This window comes from Mesorhizobium sp. WSM4815, from assembly GCF_055811575.1.
Genome location: NZ_JBVVQS010000101.1, coordinates 24,385 through 43,997, shown reverse-complemented (window position 1 = coordinate 43,997; position 19,613 = coordinate 24,385). Strand labels below are relative to the sequence as shown.

The 19,613-nt window shown below is 63.9% G+C and carries 18 protein-coding genes; 9 read left to right on the top strand and 9 right to left on the bottom strand.

Going from position 1 to position 19,613, the window contains the following annotated elements; genetic code table 11:
• Positions 1–4 precede the first annotated feature (4 nt).
• The 6 genes from AC0L2B_RS25810 to AC0L2B_RS25785 all read left to right on the top strand — a co-directional run bounded on the left by AC0L2B_RS25810 (position 5) and on the right by AC0L2B_RS25785 (position 7,858).
• Positions 5–367, top strand: coding sequence for a hypothetical protein (locus AC0L2B_RS25810; RefSeq protein ID WP_128171922.1), 363 nt, complete (start codon positions 5–7; stop codon positions 365–367).
• A gap of 75 nt (positions 368–442) precedes the next feature.
• Positions 443–1,819 (top strand): SWIM zinc finger family protein, encoded by a 1,377-nt coding sequence (locus tag AC0L2B_RS25805; RefSeq protein ID WP_473747328.1) that lies wholly within the window; start codon positions 443–445, stop codon positions 1,817–1,819.
• Positions 1,816–3,261, top strand: a complete 1,446-nt coding sequence (locus AC0L2B_RS25800; RefSeq protein WP_473747327.1) for a DUF5691 domain-containing protein — start codon at positions 1,816–1,818, stop codon at positions 3,259–3,261. The genes AC0L2B_RS25805 and AC0L2B_RS25800 overlap by 4 nt, the downstream gene beginning before the upstream one ends.
• Before the next feature lie 18 nt (positions 3,262–3,279).
• Positions 3,280–4,359 carry an ATP-binding protein gene (locus tag AC0L2B_RS25795; protein ID WP_473747326.1) on the top strand — a complete coding sequence of 360 codons (1,080 nt, stop codon included), beginning with the start codon at positions 3,280–3,282 and terminating at the stop codon, positions 4,357–4,359.
• Between the two features lie 6 nt (positions 4,360–4,365).
• Positions 4,366–6,624, top strand: a complete 2,259-nt coding sequence (locus AC0L2B_RS25790; RefSeq protein WP_473747325.1) for a DUF5682 family protein — start codon at positions 4,366–4,368, stop codon at positions 6,622–6,624.
• Positions 6,617–7,858 (top strand): VWA domain-containing protein, encoded by a 1,242-nt coding sequence (locus tag AC0L2B_RS25785; RefSeq protein ID WP_473747324.1) that lies wholly within the window; start codon positions 6,617–6,619, stop codon positions 7,856–7,858. Before AC0L2B_RS25790 ends, AC0L2B_RS25785 begins: the two co-directional genes overlap by 8 nt.
• A gap of 84 nt (positions 7,859–7,942) precedes the next feature.
• On the opposite strand, the gene AC0L2B_RS25780 is transcribed toward AC0L2B_RS25785, so the two are convergent.
• Positions 7,943–8,869, bottom strand: coding sequence for a pseudouridine-5'-phosphate glycosidase (locus AC0L2B_RS25780; protein ID WP_473747323.1), 927 nt, complete (start codon positions 8,867–8,869; stop codon positions 7,943–7,945).
• 31 nt (positions 8,870–8,900) lie between these two features.
• A complete protein-coding gene (locus AC0L2B_RS25775; RefSeq protein WP_473747322.1) occupies positions 8,901–10,010 on the bottom strand; it encodes a carbohydrate kinase in 1,110 nt (369 codons plus the stop codon).
• 170 nt (positions 10,011–10,180) lie between these two features.
• On the opposite strand from AC0L2B_RS25775, the gene murQ reads away from it, so the two are divergent.
• Together murQ and AC0L2B_RS25765 are read left to right on the top strand one after the other, a co-directional pair.
• On the top strand, positions 10,181–11,104 hold the full coding sequence (gene murQ, locus AC0L2B_RS25770; RefSeq protein ID WP_473747321.1) for an N-acetylmuramic acid 6-phosphate etherase: 924 nt from the start codon (positions 10,181–10,183) through the stop codon (positions 11,102–11,104).
• Between the two features lie 170 nt (positions 11,105–11,274).
• Positions 11,275–12,405, top strand: a complete 1,131-nt coding sequence (locus AC0L2B_RS25765; protein ID WP_473747743.1) for an anhydro-N-acetylmuramic acid kinase — start codon at positions 11,275–11,277, stop codon at positions 12,403–12,405.
• Here AC0L2B_RS25765 and AC0L2B_RS25760 read toward each other — a convergent pair whose 3' ends face one another.
• Entirely contained in the window at positions 12,406–12,831 is a 426-nt protein-coding gene (locus tag AC0L2B_RS25760; protein WP_023800170.1) for a GNAT family N-acetyltransferase, read from the bottom strand.
• 119 nt (positions 12,832–12,950) lie between these two features.
• Positions 12,951–14,129 carry an MFS transporter gene (locus AC0L2B_RS25755; protein WP_473747320.1) on the bottom strand — a complete coding sequence of 393 codons (1,179 nt, stop codon included), beginning with the start codon at positions 14,127–14,129 and terminating at the stop codon, positions 12,951–12,953.
• A gap of 48 nt (positions 14,130–14,177) precedes the next feature.
• Between AC0L2B_RS25755 and AC0L2B_RS25750 the strand changes: the two genes are divergently transcribed.
• Entirely contained in the window at positions 14,178–14,717 is a 540-nt protein-coding gene (locus AC0L2B_RS25750; protein ID WP_236370219.1) for an Lrp/AsnC family transcriptional regulator, read from the top strand.
• A 17-nt stretch (positions 14,718–14,734) separates the two neighbouring features.
• Here the strand turns inward: AC0L2B_RS25750 and AC0L2B_RS25745 are convergent, their stop codons facing one another.
• The 5 genes from AC0L2B_RS25745 to AC0L2B_RS25725 all read right to left on the bottom strand — a co-directional run bounded on the left by AC0L2B_RS25745 (position 14,735) and on the right by AC0L2B_RS25725 (position 19,593).
• Complete coding sequence (locus AC0L2B_RS25745; RefSeq protein ID WP_473747319.1) at positions 14,735–15,565, bottom strand: GNAT family N-acetyltransferase; 831 nt, start codon at positions 15,563–15,565, stop codon at positions 14,735–14,737.
• Positions 15,566–15,569: 4 nt separating this feature from the next.
• A complete protein-coding gene (locus AC0L2B_RS25740; RefSeq protein ID WP_473747318.1) occupies positions 15,570–16,355 on the bottom strand; it encodes an aspartate/glutamate racemase family protein in 786 nt (261 codons plus the stop codon).
• Positions 16,327–17,145, bottom strand: a complete 819-nt coding sequence (locus AC0L2B_RS25735; protein ID WP_473747317.1) for an ABC transporter permease — start codon at positions 17,143–17,145, stop codon at positions 16,327–16,329. The genes AC0L2B_RS25740 and AC0L2B_RS25735 overlap by 29 nt, the downstream gene beginning before the upstream one ends.
• Positions 17,146–17,149: 4 nt before the next feature.
• Positions 17,150–18,061: an ABC transporter permease gene (locus AC0L2B_RS25730; protein WP_473747316.1), complete on the bottom strand. Its 912-nt coding sequence runs from the start codon at positions 18,059–18,061 to the stop codon at positions 17,150–17,152.
• 242 nt (positions 18,062–18,303) lie between these two features.
• Positions 18,304–19,593, bottom strand: coding sequence for an ABC transporter substrate-binding protein (locus AC0L2B_RS25725; RefSeq protein ID WP_473747315.1), 1,290 nt, complete (start codon positions 19,591–19,593; stop codon positions 18,304–18,306).
• Positions 19,594–19,613: the final 20 nt, after the last annotated feature.

Genomic DNA, 19,613 nt, shown 5'->3' with positions numbered 1-19,613 from the left:
GGTGATGCAAAATTTTTCACAAGGTGTCGCAGGAGTCAAGCGTCGCAGCGTTCAAATCACCTTGAGAGGGCAAAAAAGGCCTGCTGAAGCAGCCATCGTGCAGGGCGGTGCCAGTCTGAAATGCCATGCCTGTCGACCTGAAGGGCAAAGGCTGAACGGCTCGCTCCAAGCGAACCAGTTGCATGGCCGCAAAGGCCTGCTCCCGTTCAATGAGCGCATAACTGGGCTGACCGACGCCAACCGCCGATTTGCTGAAAATGCTCTGCCCGCCGAATGGCGGTGGAGCTCGCTTGCGGATCAGGCGAATTCGGGCAAGGAGGACAGGGGCCGAGAAGTATCGATCTTCACATTGCGAGAGCTACAATAATTCTTCACGAACGGCTATCTATCCTGGCGACAGGTGTTTGGTTCGAGTCACGAGGGGCGCGGCTTGGAATTCGATTTGAAGACCATTGAGGCGCTTGCTCCCGATCAGGCGTCGCTGAGCGCCGCCTCCAAGCTGACCAAACGATCGAACTGGCCGCGGCTCGAAAAGCATGAGCCCCAGGCGCTCATCTGGGGTGAATGCCAGGGCTCCGGCTCCAATCCATATCGGGTGGTGGTCGACACCGGCGATCACGGCTACAAATGCACCTGCCCGTCGCGAAAATTCCCGTGCAAGCACACGCTGGCGCTGATGTGGATTGCCGCCACCGCGCCAGCCAGTTTTGCAGCCGCTGAATCCTCGCCTGAATGGGTGAATGACTGGCTTGGCCGGCGCAGGAAGACGACGCCACCGCCAGAAGGTGTGGCAGCCAAAAGCATTGATGAGGCTGCACGGACGGACGACAGCGCCGCCGTCGAAGACGGTGCGGCGGTGGAGCGTCGTGAGGCTGCGCAGCGCAAGCGGGCGGAAGACACACGACAAGCAGTGTCGGCGGCGCTCGATGAACTCGATCAATGGATCGCCGACCAGTTGCGGCTTGGTCTTTCCGGGTTTGTCGACGGCAGCAGCGACCGTTGCCGCCGGATTGCCGCGCGGCTGGTCGACATGAAGGCAACCGCGCTTGCCGGTCGCATCGACGAGATCCCTTCGCGGCTGATGGCGCTGCGCAGCGAAGAAAAACCGGATGCGGCGATCCGTGAGCTTGGCAAGCTGGTGCTGCTGGCCAAGGCATGGCGGGCGTCGCCCGACGACCCAGAGCTGAAGCGCCTCGTATCGACCTCTGAAACCCGCGAACAGGTTCTGGCCAATCCGGATGCAAGACAGGTCGAAAGCTTCTGGGAGGTTCTGGGCGAGAAGATCGAGAGCCGCCGTGACGGTCTCGTCAGCCATTCGACCTGGCTGCTCGATCTGAAGTGCGCTACCCCGCAATTTGCCGTGCTGCTCGATTATTTTCCGGCTTCTGCCGGACGCCGGTCCAACGCTTTTGCGCCGGGCGATCGTTTCGATGCCCGGCTGGTCTTCTATCCATCACGCAAGCCGCTGCGCGCACTGGTGGCAGAACGCATGGGTGAAGTGACGTCCGGCGCGTGGCCTGATTTCAGCTTTGGCGCTGCAAAGGACCCACTCGCCACGCATGCTTCCTATCAGGATGCTGCGCCTTGGATTACCGATTGTCCTCTCATACTGCCGCCTGGTGCGATCCTGGTCGATGACCGCGGCACAGGCTGGTGGCAGGCCGCGGATGATCCGCAAGGGATCGCCTTGCCGATCGCAGGCGCCGTCAATCAAACATTGCTCGGCCTCGACCTTGCGGCCACGGCAGCGCTCTGGGATGGCGCCCGGCTTGACCTTCTGGCGGCTCAAAGCGGATTCGGGAGGCTTGACCTGTCGTGAACGAGGGCGAGCAAACAGGCCTGGCGACAATGCGCGATTGCTGGATCACCGGCGGAGCCACCTTCGATCTGGCTCCGACCGCCTGGAAGACGATCGCCGGCGGTGCAAGTCCCGACGAGCAGGAGCGCCGGCTCCTGGCAATCGCAGCACAAGCGCTCGACGTCGCCCTGCGGCCGGCGGCGCCGAAGACGCTCAAGCGCCGGCCGCCGCTGCCCAGGCTTGCGCTCCCGATGCTGCCGGAGCGGTTGCGGCCGCTGTTGAGAGCCGCTCTGAAACATGCCGTCGACGCGCGACGCAAGACGCGCGTGGTGACGCTTGTCGCCAGCCGCGGCTTTGTGCTCCATCCGATGGACTGGATGCCCGTCGCGTCGGATCAGAACAGTCCGGACGTCTACGCCCCCTGGATCGACTGGCAAGCAAGCGTGGACGGGGAGAGACATGCCCCGCAAGAGAAACTGACGGCGGAAAATTGGGATGAGTTCTATCCCGCCGCGCGACGCATCGCGCTGGCAGACATGCGCCGCAGTGAACCGGCTTCGGCTCGACTGCTGATCGAGGCCAAGGCGTCGGGCGAGCCCGCCGAGGTCAGGCTTGCGCTCGTCGAACTCATGCGCTTCGGCCTGAATCCTGAGGACGCGCCGTTCCTTAAAAGCCTCTCCGCCGACAGGTCCGGCAAGGTGCGCGAACTGGCTGGCCGGCTGCTGGCAAGGTTGGGGGAGCACGGCCGTTCAGACGATGGCGGACCGGGTGATCCCGCAGCTGAACTCGCCGCTTTCATCAGCGAAGGCAAATCCGGCTTCATCCGCCGCCGCAGCATCTACACGCCGGCGAAGTTGAAATCGCCGGCGCAGGAAACGCGTCGCGCCGAATTGTTCGAGACCTGCAATCTGGTCGACCTGGCCGCGCGGTTCAGTGCTACAGAACCTGAGTTCATAGGCGCCTGGCAATTCGGCGCCGACAACAATGCCGACATCCTGATCGCAAGAATGGTCGCCGCTTCGGGGAGCGACGCCGCGGTGACGCATATGGCCGACGCACTTGTCGCCGATGGCGGCAAGCCAGCGCTGTTCGTACTGCACCTCACGCCGCGCCTGGACAGTCGCAGAAAACGAGCCCTCGTCCGGCTGTTCCTCAAGCAAGCAAATTACCTCAACGCGATCAATCTGGCGGAAGGCATTGATGCTGGCTGGCTGGAATGGGACGATCTTTCGAATGGGTCGGCTGTTGCGGCGCTGCGTTCCGGCGTTGCGGGAACCGACGACGCCATGCGCCGAGGCGCCGACGATATACTGGAAACGATCTGCTTCCTTGCCACGGCGACCACGGCAGCAAAATTGATCGACGAGGTCGTCGCAGCCGGCATGCCGCCCGCAGCCCCATCACTCAGTGTCCTGCGTCTCAACGCGGCGCTGGCCGAACATCAGTCTAGAACCGACACATGATCAATCCGGAGAATTCATATGAACGCTGCCATCCGTCTCCCGGTCGAGCAGGCCTATGCCTCTGAATTGCAGGCGCTGGCGCGCGGTGACGACAGGCAAAAGCCTGCCGGCTGGAGCCTCTCGCCACAAGCTGTGCTGACTTATCTGCTGGGCGGGAAGGCCGGTGACGGCACGCCGGTAACGCCAAAATATGTCGGTCGCCGCCGACTGATGGAGACCGCGGTGGCAACGCTCGCCACCGACCGCGCACTGCTGCTGCTCGGCGTTCCCGGAACGGCCAAGTCCTGGGTGTCGGAACATCTGGCCGCCGCCATCATGGGCGACTCGACGCTGATCGTGCAGTGCACGGCCGGCACCGACGAGAACCAGATCCGCTATGGCTGGAACTATGCGCAACTTCTGGCAAAGGGCCCGAGCCAGGAAGCATTGGTGCCGACGCCGCTCTACCGCGCCATGCAGACCGGCAAGCTCTGCCGGCTCGAGGAACTGACGCGCATGGGCTCGGATGTGCAGGACACGCTGATCACCGTACTTTCCGAAAAGATGATGCCGATCCCGGAATTGAACACATCGATCTATGCCCAGCGCGGCTTCAACATCATTGCCACGGCAAACAATCGCGACAAAGGTGTGAATGAACTCTCCTCGGCACTCAAGCGCCGCTTCAATGTCGTGGTGCTGCCATTGCCGGAAGACATGGCTGAAGAGGTGGCGATCGTCGCCAAGCGGGTCGACGAGATGGCCGGCGGGCTCGACCTGCCGGTGCCGAAAAATGTCGGCGAGGAGATAGCCCGGGTATTGACCATCTTCCGTGAATTGCGGTCCGGTGCGACCGCCGACGGCAAGGTGACGCTAAAGACGCCCTCGGGCTCGCTGTCGACCGCCGAGGCGATCGCGACGATGGTTGGCGGTCTGAGCCAGGCGGCGTGGTTCGACAGCGGCAAGCTCGGCGCTGAAGGTCTCGCCGCCAGCCTTGTCGGGGCGATCGTGAAAGATCCGGTCCAGGACAAGGCAGTGCTGGAAGAATATCTGGAAACAGTGCTCAAGAAGCGGCCTGACTACGCCGGCTACTATGCGGCCTTGAACGCAGCGATCTGACGCGCCATGGGGCACAGCGAGGTCGCCTATTTCGGCATACGCCATCACGGGCCGGGTTCCGCCGACAGCCTTGTGCAGGCATTGCAGGATTTGCAGCCGGTCGCCGTGCTGGTCGAGGGGCCTATCGATGCCTCCGCGCTGCTGCCGTTGCTGGCCCGCCCGGAGATGCAGCCGCCGGTAGCACTGCTTTGCTATCCGGAGGAGGATCCGGCTTCGACAAGCTTCTGGCCATTCGCCGAGTTCTCGCCGGAATATCAGGCGGTCCTTTGGGCCGTGGACAACAAGGCGGCGTTGCGCTTCATCGACCTGCCGTCGTCGGCGCGCTTCTCGGAAGCGGCGGTCGACGGCGCGGAAAAAGTCGATGCTGACGATGCGAAGGAGTCAAGCAAGCGTGATGATGTGGCTCCGCATCGGCGTGATCCGATAGGCACGCTGGCCCGCGCCGCCGGCTATGAGGATGGCGAAAGCTGGTGGTCGGACATCATCGAGCAGAATCCGGAACCAGGCCCCATATTCGCCGCCATCTCCGACGCGATGATAACGCTGAGGGATGGTGAAGGCTCGATCGCGCAGTTCGAGGCCAAGCGCGAAGCGCATATGCGGCTCGAAATCGCTGCGGCGCGCAAGGAATTCGACGGACCTATCGCCGTCGTCTGCGGGGCGTGGCATGTGCCGGCACTGCAGGCGACACACATGCAGAAAAACGATCAAGCCCTGCTTAAGGGGATTGCGAGGCGCAAGAGCACGATGACATGGGCGCCGTGGACGGGACCGCGTCTGGCGCTGGGCTACGGCTATGGCGCGGGCGTCGTCGCACCCGGCTGGTGCAAGCATCTCTGGCGCACGCGCGGCCGGCGCGATGCAGCAACCTTGTGGCTTGCAATGATTGCAGCGGTGCTGCGGGTGAAGGGTCACCTGGTCTCGACCGCTTCGCTGATCGAAGCGGAGCGGCTCGCCCGCACGCTCGCCGCGATTCGCGAGCGGCCGAAACCCGGGTTTGAGGAATTGCGCGACGCCGCAATTGCGGCTCTGTTCAACGGCGAAGCGTTGCTGTGGGCCGTGGTCGAGGCCGAGCTGCTTCTAGGTGCGGACGTCGGCGAAATTCCACCCGACACGCCGTTGGCGCCGTTGATCGAGGATCTGCAGCGCAACCAGAAGGCGGCGCGGCTGAAACCTGAAGCGTTGGAGCGGGAACTATCCGTCGACCTGCGAAGCGACAGCGGGCTGTTTCGTTCGACATTGCTGCATCGGCTGAACGTGCTTGGTGTGCATTGGGGCAAGTTGACGGACGCCGGTCGCAGCCGTGGCACGTTCCGCGAGCGGTGGACCCTGGCCTGGGAGCCGGAATATGCCGTTCGCCTGGTGGAGAACCTGATCTACGGGCCGACCATCGAAAAGGCTGCCAACGGCCGCCTGATACAGATGATCGAAGCCGCAGCGACCCTCGATACGCTTGCGGCACTCGTCCAGGGCGCCATCACGGCAGGCCTGTCGGAAGCATCGACCGCCGGTCTCGCGGCCCTGGAGGCGCGCGCGGCGCGCAGCAGCGAATGCCTGGAGATTCTGGCCTCGGTGCCGCCGCTCGCCGACATCATCCGCTACGGCGAGGCGCGCAAAACCGAGACGAACCGGCTTTCCGGCCTCATGGGGCGGCTGATCGTCGAAGGTGCGATCGCGCTTCCCTGTGCGGCACGCGACCTGGATGAGCAGGCCGCCGCGACGCTGGTAAGAGCGATGCGCAAGGCCGATGAGGCGATCAGGCTGGTGGAGCCGGGGGAAGGCGTGCTGAACGGATGGCGCAAAGGGCTGGCTGCCGTTCTCGAGGGGTCGCGGGCGACGGCGCTATTGGCCGGATGCGCCGCGCACCTGCTCTACGAGGCCGGCCGCCTGTCCGCCGAAGCCGCAGCCGAGCTGCTCGGGCGACGCCTGTCGCCGGGCACGCCAGTCGCCGAGGCGGCGGGGTTCTTCGAGGGCTTCTTCAGCACAGCGGGTCAACGGCTGATCTATGACGAAGGTCTGCGCAGCGCGGTCGATTCCTGGCTCAAATCTCTCGACGAAGATGCTTTCATCGCGCACCTGCCGTTGCTGCGCCGCGTCTTTTCCAATCTGGACAGCATGGAGCGCCGGCGACTGATCGAAGCGGTTCTCGGCCGTGCCGCGCGCTTGCCGGCTGGCCTGACGCCGACGCCGGATGGCGGCGAGGCATGGCGCCGACACCTGGAACGGCTTGGACCATTGCTGAGGGGAGGAAGCGGCAATGGATGACGAGGGCGAAATGAACGGGCCCGGCCGACTCACTGCAGATGCCGGAGGGGAGCGCCGCTGGCGCCTGGCGATCGGCGCCGATGACGAGGCGTCGGCGGCACTTTCCAGCGACGACAAACGACTTTCGGCGGCACTCGATGCTCTCTACGGCGATGGTGCCAGCGCGGCGGCCAGTGACCCGCGCAAGCGGCGTGGCGGGCTTGGCCGCTCGGCACTGCGCGTTGCGCAATGGATGGGGGACATTCGCTCCTTCTTTCCCGCGCAGGTCGTTCAGATCGTCCAGAAGGACGCTTTCGAACGGCTGGACCTGAAGCAGATGCTGATGGAGCCGGAGTTCCTCAAGGCGATCGAGGCGGACGTCAACCTGGTCGCCGACCTGATTTCACTGCGTTCAGTCATGCCGGCCAAGACCAAGGACATCGCCCGCACGATCATCGCCGACATCGTCGCCAAGCTGATGGAGAAGCTGGAGCAGAAGACCGCCGAGGCGATACGCGGCGCGCTCGACCGATCGAAGCGCACCAACCGTCCGCGTGCGCGCGATATCGACTGGCAGCGCACCATCTCGGCGAACCTTCGCCACTACCAGCCCGAGCACAAAACTATCGTGCCGGAGAAGCTGGTTGGTTTCATGCGCAAGCAGCGTCGGCTGGTCGACCTTGACGAAGTCGTTCTCTGCGTCGACCAGTCCGGCTCGATGGCAAGCTCGGTCGTCTACGCCTCGATCTTCGCGGCGGTGATGGCCTCGCTGCCGGTCGTGCGCACCAAGCTCGTCTGTTTCGATACGGCCATCGTCGACCTTACCGAAGAACTCAGCGATCCCGTCGAAGTGCTGTTCGGCGTGCAGCTTGGCGGCGGCACCGATATCAACCAGGCCGTCGCCTATTGCGCCGACCGTATCGAGCGGCCAACCAAGTCGCATCTGGTGCTGGTCACCGACCTCTACGAGGGCGGCAATGGCCAGGAATTGCTGCGACGGCTGGCGGCGCTGGTTCGATCCGGCGTCAATGTCGTCGTGCTTCTGGCACTGACCGACCAAGGCCGGCCCGGCTATGATCCGGCAATGGCAGGTTCGGTTGCCGCACTTGGCATTCCGGTCTTCGCCTGCACGCCGGATTTGTTTCCGGACATGATGGCGGCGGCATTGCGCCGGGAAGATATCGGCGCCTGGGCGGCGGGCGCCGACATCAAGCTGGTTCGCGCCGAGACCGAGGCTCCCAGGGCGGACGACTGAGCCCCATGTTCCAGAGGGTTGCCGAACTCCTGTCGCGGCTGGAAAAGCGGCTGGACAGGTCAGCGATTGTGGCCGGCAGTTCCGCTATTTCATGTCCTTCAATCCCGCATGCGCCACGGCGATCAGAGCGGCAAGCGCGGCGTTGTTGCGGACCAGCGCGATGTTGGCCTTCAGGCTGCGGCCTTGCGAAAGCTCGTTGATGCGGGCTAGCAGGAACGGCGTCAGCTCCTTGCGTCCGATGCCGCGTTCTTCGGCTTCCGCCACCGCTGCCGTGATCGTGCCGTCGATGAAGGCCGGATCGAGCGCATCCACTTGCGGAATTGGGTTGGCGACGAGGATGCCTGTGCCCGAGCCGATCTGCTCGTGCAGCAGCATGGCCTGCGCAATGACCTGCGGCGTATCGAGGCGGTGATCGGCTTTAAGTCCGCTGGAGCGCGTATAAAAAGCCGGAAAGTCGTCGCTCTGGTAGGCAATCACCGGCACGCGCTGGGTCTCCAGATATTCCAGCGTTTTTGCAATATCGAGGATCGATTTCACGCCGGCGCAGACGACGGCCGTGCCGGTCTGGCCGAGTTCGGTCAGGTCGGCCGAAATATCGAAAGTGGCCTCGGCGCCACGATGCACGCCGCCGACGCCGCCGGTCGCGAAAATACCGATGCCAGCCAATGCAGCGATCCGCATCGTCGCCGAAACCGTGGTCCCGGCCGAGCCGCCGCTCACCATGATGGCGGCGAGGTCGCGCCCGGACGCCTTGACCACGTCCTTTGCCGCTGCCAGCTGCTCCAGCTCGCGGTCTTCGAGCCCGACCTTGATCTTGCCGGCAACCACCGCGATCGTGGCGGGCACGGCGCCATTCTCGCGCACCACGGTCTCGACGCTGCGGGCAGTCTCCAGATTGGCCGGATAGGGCATGCCGTGGGTGATGATCGTCGATTCCAGCGCCACCACCGCGCGGCCTTCACGAAGTGCTGCAGCGACTTCGTCGTTCAGATGGAGAAGGGAAGGTTTCATCGTCGTTTCGCTTTCAGGGTTCGACTCGCGTTCAGGCGGGAATGCGGTACATGCCGGCGGTGAGGAAGCGCGGCGACAGATCGGGATGGACGCTGGATTCGCTCTCGGTGGTCAGCGTGGCGAGCAGCGCCCCGGTGCGCGCCGCGTCGAGCACGGGATCGCCCGAAAGCACCTTGTACAGGGTGCCGGCAATCATTGCGTCGCCGGCTCCGGTGATGTCGACGGCGCGGGCCGGGACGGAACGCATCGTTGACACGCCGCCTTCGGTCGCGACCGCAAATCCGTGCGCGCCCATGGTCACGATCACCTCGCTGGCGCCGGCCGCGCGCAGCGCCGCCGCTGCCTCTTTCGGCTTCAGCCGCTTGTCGGCATCGGTGATGCCAAGCATCGTATTGGCCTCGTCATGGTTGGTGAATAAAAGGTCGATGCCGGACAGGTCCTTCGGCAGGCGTGCCGATTTCGGCGACGACACCGTGTCGACGGCGAGCTTGAAGCGCGCGCCCTGCTTGCGTGACATCAGCGCCGCGATCGTCGCGGCCGGCAGGTTGCAGTCGATGAACACCCAATTCGCCGAAGCCAGATGCGGCCAGAAACGGTCGAGACAGGATGGCGAAAACAGATCGAAGATCTCCATGTCGGCGATGCCGAGCACGAGATCGTTGTCGAGATCGAGGATCGCTGCATATTCCGCCGTCGGCCGCTCCGTTGACGTGATGACCTGGCTGACGTCGGCGCCGAGGTCGCGCAGATGCCGCACCAGCGAGCGGCCGGTCTCGTCGTCGCCGACAATCGAGACGAAGCTCACGTCGACGCCGAGGCGGACAAGGTTCTCGGCGACGTTGCGGGCGACGCCGCCGAAGCTGCGGTAGCCGGCGACCGGGTTCGACGTCCCGAAGATCAGATCCTTCCTGGCGTGGTACTTGCGGTCGAGGACGGCGCCGCCGATGCAGATCATGCGCTTGGACGCCGGCAAGACATAGCCGCGACCAAGGATATAGCCCTTGTTGACGAGCTGCACGATGTGGGCCGCGACGGTCGAGCGGGCAATGCCGAGCGCGGTCGCTATATCCTGCTGGCCGGCGAACGGGTTCGCCGCAATGAGATCCAGCACTGCCTGTTCCTGTGCTCCAAGGTCGTCCATCGCCTCACCCCGGTTCGCGCAATTCATGCTGAACTTTGACCAACAACAGATGATGTTGTCAACATTTGTTTGGCTGGCGAGCCTGTCGATGCCCGTCGCTGGTACTGGTCAACGCCCGGCGCCGCATCACATTACTTGTTGCCGATGGCAAGAAGTTTGAAAGCAGGCGGATGAACGAACAGGAGTTGATGTCGGAGCTGGAGCGGTTGGTTTCCGAGGATCGGAACCCGAGGACGATGGATATCGACCTGCTGCCGACCATCGAGATCCTGCGCCTGATCAATCACGAGGACAGCGGCGTTCCGGCCGCCGTCGAGAAGGTCATTCCGGAAATTGCTGCCGCGGTAGACCGGATCGTTGGTGCGTTTCAAAAAGGCGCGCGGCTTGTCTATATGGGCGCCGGCACGAGCGGCCGGCTGGGGGTTCTCGACGCCTCGGAGTGTCCGCCAACATTTGGCGTGCCCGAGGGCATGGTGCTCGGCCTGATCGCGGGCGGCCCGAATGCGCTGGTGCGGGCTGTGGAAGGCGCCGAGGACGATCCGCAACAAGGCATCAAGGCACTGCAGGACATCAAGTTGACCGCCGACGATGTGGTGGTCGGCATCGCAGTCAGCGGCCGCACACCCTACGTCATCGGCGGCTTGACTTATGCAAGGCAGGTCGGAGCAACGACGGTGGCGCTTTCCTGCAATCCCAGTTCAGTCATTGCCGGCATTGCCGATATCGCCATCTCTCCGCTTGTCGGCCCCGAGGTTCTCGCCGGGTCGACCCGGCTGAAGTCGGGAACCGCGCAAAAGCTGGTTCTCAACATGCTAACGACAGCCAGCATGATCCGGATCGGCAAGAATTATCAGAACCTGATGGTGGACCTCAATCCCAGCAACAAGAAGCTCGTCGCCAGGGCGGTCGGGATCGTCATGCAGACCACCGGCTGCACAGCGCAGCAGGCACGACGGGCGCTCGACCAGACCGGCAAAGACGTCAAGCTGGCGATACTGGTGACAATCACCGGGATGGGCATCGAAGAGGCACGCAAGGCGCTCGACAATGCGGGCGGGTTTTTGCGAAAGGCGATCGGCGAAAAGACGCTGTGAAGCTGTCTGGATACCGGTATACCAGTATCCTGGATGGACCGACTTCGACAAAGGCAGGGCATGGGACCTTGCTCACCAAACGGATCCATCCGACACATCCGTTTCGACAGCGCGGGATTATCGAGATTCGCCCATCGGTCGGCGATCGCGTCAACGGAGCCTAACAAATGATGATTGCGAAAAGTGGCGAACCAATCTGGGCCGTCGGCCTGATGACCGGCACCGTGCTGGACGGCAATATCGATGTTGCGCTGATCAAGACCGACGGCGAGCGGATCGAGGATTTCGGCACCTACACGCTGGCGCCCTACCCCGGGTCGATCCGGACGCTGCTGGAGGAGACGCTGGATCAGGCCAGGGGGTGGAATTTTGCCGGACCGGAGCCGGCGATCTTTCGCGAAGCTGAACAAGCGCTGACGCGCGCCCAGTCAGCGGCCGTCAAGGACCTGGTCGAAAGCCACGGGCTGACGATGGCCGATATCGGCGTCGTCGGCTTCCATGGCCAGACCGTGCTGCATCGCGCCCCGCAATCCGGCCGGCTCGGCCAGACCCGCCAGCTCGGCGATGGGGCATTGATGCATGCAATCCTGGGGACCAAGGTCGCCTACGATTTCCGTTCGGCCGACATGCGCGCCGGCGGGCAAGGGGCGCCGCTGTCGGCCGCCTATCACGCCGCGCTGCTGCGCGATGCCGATATCAGCGGCGACACCGCGGTGCTCAATCTCGGCGGCGTCGCCAACATCACCTGGTGGGACGGCAAGGACAATGTCATCGCTTTCGACACCGGACCGGCCAATGCGCCGCTGAACGATTTCATCAAGTCGATGGGTTTGGGTGAGATGGACCGCGACGGCGCGCTGGCGCGGACCGGCACCGTCGACGAAGACCGGCTGGCCAAGCTCCTGCAGCATCCCTACCTGGCCAAGCCCTATCCAAAGTCACTTGACCGGTTCGATTTCGGCGCGGCCATGGCGAATGGTTTGAATGCGAAGGATGGCGCCGCACTGCTGACGGCCTTCACCGCCGCGGCCGTCGGCAAGGCGCTCGACCTCCTGCCGCACCGGCCAAAGCGGCTGGTGGTCAGCGGCGGCGGCCGCCACAACCCGACGATCATGACCATGCTCGCCAGCCGCGCTGGTGTCGAAGCGGTGCCGGCGGAAGCGCTCGGCTGGAAGGGAGACGCGGTCGAGGCGGAGTGCTTTGCCTTCCTGGCGGTTCGCGTGCTCAGGGGCCTGCCGATCAGTTTTCCGACCACCACCGGTGTGCCACAGCCTATGCGCGGCGGACGCCTTGCCGGCTGATCAAGCCAGCAGTTTCTTCTGCAGGAAGACGCGGCTGCGACCGGCGGGAAAATCGGGAAGCACGCCGAACAGCCGATACCCCTGACGCTCATAGGCCTTGGCCGCCTGGGGATTGAAGGTGTCGATCAAGGCGCCATGACAGCCGCGTGCGACGGCCTCCTGTTCGGCTGCGTCCAGCATCCTGCCGGCCATGCGCTGGCCGCGCAGCCGCTCATCAACCCACAGCCACTGCACATAGAGCCAGCCCCAGGCGGTGTATCCCGAGATGCCGCCGACAACCGCACGGTGCTCGTCGCGCACGAACACGGCGAGCACCTTCCTGTTGGCCGGACCGACTTCGCTGTCGTTGAACGCGCTGAGCCGCTCCCCGAGAAAAGCGAGTTCTTTCGGCGAAGGGTCGGCGGTGGTTTCAAGCGTCATGTTCATCGCTTGTCCAGACAGGCTCACAGCCGGATACCCGTATACAGCGCTTTGTGGCACTTTCATTTTGCATTTATCGAAGGAACGGCGGGGAGCGCAAGCTCTGCCGCCGCGTGGCTCCGCGACTACACGGGCCGCGGCGAATGCCACGCCGCCGCCGAAGCGGCAACCAGCATGAGCAAGGCTGCAACCGCCGCCGATGCCGCAAAACCAAAGCTGGAATAGAGCGGACCGAAGGCGGTGGTGCCGACAAACACCGCGAGATAGGTCACTGCGCTGTTCAAGCCCATGATCGTGCCGCGCCGCGCCGGATCGAGCGCCGAGAGGCGCATCACCAGGACGTTCAGCCCGAAATGATTGGCAAGGCCCCAGAGCGCGACCATCGCGATGGTCAGATGGAAACTACTGCCTGCCGCGGCCAGCGCGACATAGACGGCCGCGACGAGGAGATAGGCGAACGGCATGACACGTCGCGCGCCAAGCCGATCGATCACCCCGTCAAGCAGCGCCGCCATGCCGAAGCCGGCGCCATAGGCGAGCGCCGCCAAGCCGTTGGCGCTGACCGGCCGTCCCAAGCCGTTGTGAAGGTGATCGCCAAGATACCCATAGACGCCGTAGAAGGCGGTCATGAAGGCGCCGCAGGCGACCAGGAGCGGCACTATGCCGGGAACGGCCAAGGCGCCGAGCGGCGTCGGCGCCGGGCCGCTTTTCCTGACGTCGCTCAACGACGTCAGCGTAAGGCCGGTCAACGCGAGCGCCGCAAGCACCGCAACCGCTGCGAAAACGGCGCGCCAATGCACCAGATCGGCAAGCACCGCCGACAATGAGACGCCGGCGACCATGCTCAGGGTCCATCCGGTCAGCACGACACCGATGGTTCCACTTTCGCGGCCAGGCGGCGCGATCGCAGCGGCGCTGGCGTAGATTGCCGGCATGGCAACGCCGGCGGCGATGCCGGCGACAAGTTGCGACGCAACCAACGCCGTTACAGTCGGCGCGGCGGCGCTGGCGAGGAGCGCGACCGCCAGCAGCAACAACGCCCCTTGCAGCATGCGGCGGGCGCCGAGCCGATCGATATGGCGGGCCAGGAACAGGGCGCTTGCCGACGTTCCAAGCCCGAACGCAGCGGACGCGATCATGACGGCCGGCACGTTTGTCGCAAACGATGCGGCCACCGCCGGCGCTATCGGACCGAGAACCAGCGAGTTCGAGCCGATCACCGCGATGCATCCGGTCAGGAGATAGGCGAGCGCCGGGATAGGCGGCCTTGCCGTCAATGTTGCGACTTGATCACTGTTCGACATATGCCGATAATCGCCGTATTAAATTCTGTATCAATAAGGAATTTCACCATGGATGAAGAAACAGATGGCATTCCGCAGAACAGGCCTACTGGCCGCGATGTCGACGCGACCGACCGAAAGATATTAGGCGTTCTGGTCGACGACGCCACGGTCAGCTATGCCGAACTCGGTGATCGTGTCGGCCTGTCGCCGCCGGCAGCGCATGAACGGGTGAAGCGGCTTCGGCGCAGCGGCGCCATTCGCAACACCGCGGCGATCATCGATCCCAAGGCGGTGCGCAAGCCGCTGCTTGCCTTCGTGCACATCGACACCAAGGGCTGGGGAAAAACCCCCGAACTGATGGCGATTTCCGAGCACCCCGAAGTCGAGGAGATCCATTCGGTGGCCGGCGACACATGCATGCTGATCAAGGTCCGCACCGAGGACACAAGGGCGCTCGAAGGCCTGCTGTCGCGGCTTTACGAAACGCCTGGCGTGACCTCGACGCGAAGCTATGTGGTTCTGTCGACCTATCTCGAGCGGCCGGTGCAGCCCGGGATCACGGCCGAATGGCCAGCGCCCCGGCACATGGCCAAGCCGCTGTATTAGGCCCGCTTTGCGTTCAATCAACCAAGCTCCAAAGTGGTTGTCGCGAAGACCCCGGATTGTGTGAGCTGCGGCGCTTTGCCCCTGTACATTCGAGCCGTCTCGAAGCCCGGTTGAAGGCCGGCGGACGTCAGCCGAGCTGCAAATTGTCCGCTGGTCTCGGGAACGTCGAGGTGGATATTTCCGGGTCCGGAGGCGTTGGCGAGTGCCGCGAAAAGGGGGCTTGCCGCGTCCAGGCTGTTGGCAAAGAGCGGCCCGATCTTGCAGCCGTCCCGGCAGCGGCGGGCGACGCCATATCCCTCGATGGCACCCTCCCTGACGATCGCCAGCGCGATGTGCGGCGGGCGGAGCCAGTGTTCCAGGAAGGATCGCCGCGGAGCGGGAAAGAACCGGCTGTCGTAGTCCAGGACATCGGCTTCGGGGCCTATGACGCGAATGTCGCTGTCGGCAGCTGCCGGACCGTTCGGCGATCCGACGAAGCGGATCGTCCGGTAGGCCGGCGCAAAACCCATGCTGCGGTAATTGGCCTGCTGTTCGACGACACCATCGAGGCCGACCGTACGGTCGCCGAGCCGCGCCATGCCGGCATCCCAGACCGCCTTGCCATGGCCCTCACCGCGCCTGTCCGGCCGACAGATGTAGAGACCGATGAAGCCGAAATCGTCGCCATAGGCGACGGCCGAAATACCGGCCACCATCTCGCCATCGACAAAGGCGCCGATGAAGCCCTCTGGATCCGCCGCATGGAACGCCACGGCATCGCCAACACCGGGATTCCAGCCCTCCGCTGCCGCCCAGTCGACAAGGATTTTTACGTCTTCAAGTGCGAGCGTTCTGATCGTTCGGCGCATTGCCTCACTCGGCGGCTACGGTACCGGGGGCGAAGGACTTCAATGCGCCAAGATAGGGCTTTGCCAGCGGGTTTGCATAGGCGCCACGCTTGGACGTCGACAGGCCAAGCGCGATCAGTGCCTCGGACTGCTTGACCGCGGCGCCGACGCCGTCGATGACCGGAACGCCGAACTCCCGCCGCAGCGCGGCGGCGAGATCGGCCATGCCGGCACAGCCAAGCACGATGGCCTCGGCGCGATCCTCGTCGAGCGCGCGCGCGATCTCGCCGCGCAGCTTCAGGATCGCATCAGAGGTTGGGTCTTCGAGCGCAAGAACCGGAATGTCGGCAGCGCGCACGCGTGCCCGTCCTGCCATGCCATAGCGCTGCACCAGCGCTTCGACCGGCACGCGCGAGCGCTCGGTCGTGGTGACGACGGTGAAGCGCTGGGCGATGAAAGACGCCGTGCTGAGCGCTGCCTCGCAGATGCCGATGACCGGAATGTTGGCCATGGCGCGCGCCGCATCCAGGCCGGTGTCGTCGAAACAGGCGACGATCGCAGCCAGCGCGCCCGAGCGCTCGCCGGCGGCGATCTCGACCAGAAGGCCCGGCACGGCAAGCGCCTCGTCGTAGTAGCCTTCGATCGAAACCGGACCCATCGTCGAGGTGACGGCGACGATGTCCGTACCGGCGCCGGCGACCAACCGCGCCGCCGCTGCAATGGTTTCGGTCATGCTGGCGGTGGTGTTCGGATTGACGACGAGGATCTGCACTGCGGTTCTCTCAAGCTCGCGGCCGACGGCCGCCGACATAGGCGATTGCGCCGAGCGTCGCCAAAATCACCAGGAAGGAAAATACCGTGGTCACGGTGCCCAGCGCATAGAGCACTGGCGTCGTCACATTCGTCGTCATGCCATAGATTTCGAGCGGCAGCGTGTTGAACGTGCCCGAGGTCATCAGGGTGCGGGCGAACTCGTCATAGGACAGGGTGAAACCGAACAGGCCGACACCGATCAGGCTGGGCGCGATCATCGGCAGCACGACATGCGCGAAGGTCTGCCAGGAGGTCGCGCCCAAGTCCCGCGCAGCTTCCTCATAGGCCGGCGAAAACCGGTTGAAGACCGCGAACATGATCAGCACGCCGAAAGGCAAGGTCCAGGTCAGATGGGCACCAAAAGCAGAGGTGTACCAGGCGGGACGAAAGCCGATCTGCTGGAAGACGACGCCGATGCCGAGCGAGATGATGATCGACGGCACGACCAGGCTGGCGACTGCCAGATAGAACAATGCGGTGGCGCCGTGAAATTTTTGCCGAAAGGCAAGACCGGCAAGCAGCGACACGCCGACGGTGACGATCATCACCATCAGGCCAAGAATAAAGGAGCGTTTGAAGCTGCCGCCGAAATCACCGACCGCCTGGCGTTCGAACAGATTGGCGAACCAGTGCAGCGAAACGCCGTTCAGCGGAAAGGTCAGCCCGCCATTCTCGCCCTGGAAGGACAGGATCAGGATCGCCGAGAGCGGGCCGTAGAGAAACAGCACGAAAAGGGCGAAGAATGCCGCCAGCACGTAGAATTCAAGGGTGCGCTTGTCCCGGCTCATCGCCTCACAGCTCCTTGCGGACGTCGACGATGCGCAGGATGCCGGCGACCATCAGCAGCACCAGCACCAGCAGCACGACCGCGTTGGCGGCCGCTGCCGGATATTGCAGCAGCGACATCTGGTTCTTCATCATCAGCGCGACGGATGCGCTCTGTCCGCCGGACATCACCTGCACCGTCGAAAAGTCGGCCATCACCAGCGTGACGACGAAGATGGTGCCGATAGCCATGCCGGGCTTGGCAAGCGGGATGACGACGTTCCACAACACCTGCCAGCCGGACGCGCCGGCATCGCGCGCCGCCTCGATCAGCGACTTGTCGATGCGCATCAGCGTGTTGAAGATCGGGGTCACCATGAACAGCGTGTAGAGATGCACCATGGCCAGCACCACGGCGAATTCGGAATAGAGCAGCCATTCGATCGGCTTCGGGATCAGCCCGATCTCAACCAGCGTCGAGTTGACCAGGCCGTTGCGGCCAAGCACCGGAATCCACGAGATCATGCGGATGATGTTGGAGGTCAGGAACGGCACCGTGCAGACCAGGAACAGCACCATCTGCATGGCGGTGGTCCTGATATGGAAGGCGAGGAAATAGGCGACCCAGAAGCCGACGAACAGCGTCAGTGCCCAGACGATACCAGCGTATTTCAGCGTGTTCAGATAGGTTTTCCAGGTGACCCAGGAGCCGAGCGTGTCGGCGTAGTTGATGGTCAGGAAATCCGGATACATCGCAGCGAAATCGTAATCCCAGAAGGAGACCACGGCGATCATCAGGATCGGCAGCAAAAGGAACGCGCCAAGGATCAGCGCCAGCGGCGCCGCCTGCAGGTAGGGAACGAGGCGTGCGACCGAGACGCGGCGGCGTTTGGCCGGTTTGGCGGCAGTGGTCGCAGGCTGTTCGAGAGCCACAGTCATCCTGAACAGCCTTGGTGCGATGAGAAGCGATTTGCCAGGTTGTGATCCTTCCCACCCCCCTCTGTCCTGCCGGACATCTCCCCCGCAAGGGGGGAGATTGGCAGTTGCGTTGTCGGCGCCATTCTTGCAGTGCCGGCGGTTGGCGAAAGCGGTATTGAGGGCGCAATCTCCCCCTTTGCGGGGGAGATGTCCGGCAGGACAGAGGGGGGTGGGAAGGAGTGAGGCATCTCAGAATGGCTGCACTACGCCGCGATGAATTCGTTCCAGCGCCTCACCATGTAGCGGTCCTCGTCCATGACCGAGTTCCAGCAGGCGACCTTGCCCATGCGCTCGACGAAGGAGCCGCCGTCGCGCACCGCGCCTGCCTTCTCCATGATCTTGCCGTCCGGCGCCATGATGTCGCCCTTGGCCGGCTTGCCGTCGACCCAGTAGCCCCATTCGTCCTCGGACATGAACTGCTTGGCCGTGTCCATGGCGGCCGAGTAATAGCCCTGGCGGTTGAGGTAGGCGCCGACCCAGCCGGACAAGTACCAGTTGATGTACTCGTAGGCGGCGTCGAGCTCGGCGCCCTTGAGATGCGCCGCCAGGCCAAGGCCGCCGCCCCACGAGCGATAGCCTTCCTTGAGCGGCTGGTATTTGCAGGCGATGCCCTTGGAGCGCACCGCCGCGACGGCCGGCGACCACATCGACTGGATGACCACTTCGCCCGAAGCCATCAAATTGACGCTCTCATCGAACGATTTCCAGAAGGCGCGGAACTGGCCGTCCTGCTTGGCCTTGATCAGGAAGTCGATCGTCTTGTCGATCTCCTCCTTGGTCATATTGCCCTTGTCGGCATATTTGACGTTGCCCATGGCTTCCATGATCATCGCCGCATCCATGATGCCGATCGACGGGATGTTGAGGATCGCGGCCTTGCCCTTGAAGGCCGGATCCATGATGTCGGCCCAGGTGGTGATGTCGCGGCCGACAAGGTCGGGGCGAATACCGAGCGTATCGGCATTGTAGATGGTCGGAACCATCGTCATCCACTGGGTCGGCTGCTCGGCGAAGATCTTGGCGTCCTGCGCCTCGACGAAGCCGACGGTATGCGGCGCGGTGCCCTGGGCGATGACGCTGTCGGGCGTCAGCTTGCCGGTGATGAACAGCGGCACGATCTTGTCGTAATATTTCAGCTTCTTGACATCCATCGGCTGCATCACGCCGGACGGATAGACCTTCTTGGCGATCCAGTATTCGATGTCGGCGATGTCGTAGCTGTCCGGCTGGGTCACCGCGCGCTGGGCGGCGGCGTCGGAATCGGTCGCAGTCATTTCCAGCGTGATGCCGAGGTCGGCCTTGCACTTGTCGGCAATGGCGTTGAGGTTCGACACTCCGGTGCCGAACTGGCGCAGCGTGATCGGGTTCTGCGCCCAGATCGTCGGGAACCCGGTGATGGCACCCGAACCGGCGGCAAGACCGACGGCGGCAGCACCGGTCTTGAGCAGCGAGCGGCGGGAAATTCCTGTCTTGTTGTCGGTGGCGTTGGTCATCTCAGTTCCCCTGTTTTGAT

What these genes read in the sequence shown, in the direction of transcription:
- AC0L2B_RS25790 (WP_473747325.1), top strand. Translation starts at nt 4,366, where the DNA reads ATGGGGCACAGCGAGGTCGCCTATTTCGGCATACGCCATCACGGGCCG.
- AC0L2B_RS25765 (WP_473747743.1), top strand. Translation starts at nt 11,275, where the DNA reads ATGATTGCGAAAAGTGGCGAACCAATCTGGGCCGTCGGCCTGATGACC.
- murQ (WP_473747321.1), top strand. Translation starts at nt 10,181, where the DNA reads ATGAACGAACAGGAGTTGATGTCGGAGCTGGAGCGGTTGGTTTCCGAG.
- AC0L2B_RS25760 (WP_023800170.1), bottom strand. Translation starts at nt 12,831, where the DNA reads ATGAACATGACGCTTGAAACCACCGCCGACCCTTCGCCGAAAGAACTC.
- AC0L2B_RS25755 (WP_473747320.1), bottom strand. Translation starts at nt 14,129, where the DNA reads ATGTCGAACAGTGATCAAGTCGCAACATTGACGGCAAGGCCGCCTATC.
- AC0L2B_RS25775 (WP_473747322.1), bottom strand. Translation starts at nt 10,010, where the DNA reads ATGGACGACCTTGGAGCACAGGAACAGGCAGTGCTGGATCTCATTGCG.
- AC0L2B_RS25745 (WP_473747319.1), bottom strand. Translation starts at nt 15,565, where the DNA reads ATGCGCCGAACGATCAGAACGCTCGCACTTGAAGACGTAAAAATCCTT.
- AC0L2B_RS25785 (WP_473747324.1), top strand. Translation starts at nt 6,617, where the DNA reads ATGGATGACGAGGGCGAAATGAACGGGCCCGGCCGACTCACTGCAGAT.
- AC0L2B_RS25735 (WP_473747317.1), bottom strand. Translation starts at nt 17,145, where the DNA reads ATGAGCCGGGACAAGCGCACCCTTGAATTCTACGTGCTGGCGGCATTC.
- AC0L2B_RS25725 (WP_473747315.1), bottom strand. Translation starts at nt 19,593, where the DNA reads ATGACCAACGCCACCGACAACAAGACAGGAATTTCCCGCCGCTCGCTG.
- AC0L2B_RS25740 (WP_473747318.1), bottom strand. Translation starts at nt 16,355, where the DNA reads ATGTCGGCGGCCGTCGGCCGCGAGCTTGAGAGAACCGCAGTGCAGATC.
- AC0L2B_RS25795 (WP_473747326.1), top strand. Translation starts at nt 3,280, where the DNA reads ATGAACGCTGCCATCCGTCTCCCGGTCGAGCAGGCCTATGCCTCTGAA.
- AC0L2B_RS25750 (WP_236370219.1), top strand. Translation starts at nt 14,178, where the DNA reads ATGGATGAAGAAACAGATGGCATTCCGCAGAACAGGCCTACTGGCCGC.
- AC0L2B_RS25730 (WP_473747316.1), bottom strand. Translation starts at nt 18,061, where the DNA reads ATGACTGTGGCTCTCGAACAGCCTGCGACCACTGCCGCCAAACCGGCC.
- AC0L2B_RS25810 (WP_128171922.1), top strand. Translation starts at nt 5, where the DNA reads ATGCAAAATTTTTCACAAGGTGTCGCAGGAGTCAAGCGTCGCAGCGTT.
- AC0L2B_RS25780 (WP_473747323.1), bottom strand. Translation starts at nt 8,869, where the DNA reads ATGAAACCTTCCCTTCTCCATCTGAACGACGAAGTCGCTGCAGCACTT.